Annotated in this window: 1 protein-coding gene; it reads left to right on the forward strand. The window is 55.7% G+C overall.

The features are described from left to right. Positions 1 to 89: 89 nt before the first annotated feature. Positions 90 to 1,222 (forward strand): IS3 family transposase gene (locus C2U68_RS17570; protein ID WP_260839388.1). Its coding sequence is split into 2 segments (ribosomal slippage): positions 90 to 357 and positions 357 to 1,222, totalling 1,134 coding nucleotides; the frame shifts between segments, so codons are not numbered across the junction. Positions 1,223 to 1,284: the final 62 nt, after the last annotated feature.

Genomic DNA, 1,284 nt, shown 5'->3' on the forward strand with positions numbered 1-1,284 from the left:
AGAGCCGGCCCCAAAAAATTGAACAACCGGTTAAGTGAAAAACCCTGCTACTTTTGAACGTCCGCAAGGACAAAGAAACGGAGCAGAAGATGTCCAAAAAACCGAGAAGAAAACATTCAGCGGCCTTCAAGGCCAAAGTCGCGTTGGCGGCCCTGGCGGGCGATAAAACCCTGGCGCAGTTGACCCAGGAATACGAGGTTCATCAAAATCAGATTGTCGATTGGAAAAAGCAACTGAGCGAGCGGGCGGCCGAGGTGTTTGGCAAGCCGGCGGAGCCTGAATCACCGCCAGTCGATCTGCAAGCCCTACATGCGAAAATCGGCCAGCTGACCTTGGAAAACGATTTTTTAGGGAACGCGCTCACCAAGGCGGGATTGCTGAGCGCAAAGCGATGATCGACCGTCAATCCCAACTACCGATTGGTCGGCAGGCCGAGCTATTAGGCATCAGTCGCGGCAGTGTGTACTACCTGCCTAAGCCGGTTTCGGAGCGCGATCTGGACATCATGCGCCGACTCGACGAACTGCACCTGAAGCACCCGTTCATGGGTGCGCGCCAGCTGCGGGATCAGCTCAATCGGCAAGGCATCGAGGTCGGTCGTAAGCATGTGAAAACCTTGATGAAGCGCGTGGGCATCGAGGCCGTGTATTGCAAGCCCAATACCAGTAAGAAGACGCCCGGTCACGAAATCTATCCCTACTTGCTGCGCGGCATGACCATCGACCGTGCCAATCAGGTTTGGGCACTGGATACGACCTACGTCCCGCTGGCCAAAGGGTTTGCGTATTTAACGGCGGTGGTCGACTGGGCGACGCGTAAGGTCCTGGCCGCCAAGGTCGCGATCACCCTGGAAGCCTGTCATGCGGTAGATGTGTTGGAGCAGGCTTTCAAGCGCTACGGCAGGCCCGACATCGTCAACACCGACCAAGGCAGCCAGTTCACCGCCAAGGCGTTTGTCGATGCCGTGAAAGGCCAGGGCTGCCAGCTCAGCATGGACGGTCGCGGCGCCTGGCGGGATAATGTCTTTGTGGAAAGACTATGGCGATCCGTTAAATACGAGCGAGTCTACCTGCACGTTTACGATTCCGTCGGCCAGGCCCGCGCCTCAATTCTGGATTATTTCGAGTGGTACAACCACGAACGACCGCATTCCAGTTTGAAACGAAAAACGCCACATCAGGCGTATAACGATGGGCTGCCAGTTCTTAAATTGGCCGCCTGAACCATGGCAGGGATTTCACTTTAAATTCCGGTTTCGCTGTTCAAACGAATGGAGCCACTTCT

Source organism: Methylomonas koyamae, from assembly GCF_006483455.1.
GTDB lineage: Bacteria > Pseudomonadota > Gammaproteobacteria > Methylococcales > Methylomonadaceae > Methylomonas > Methylomonas koyamae_B.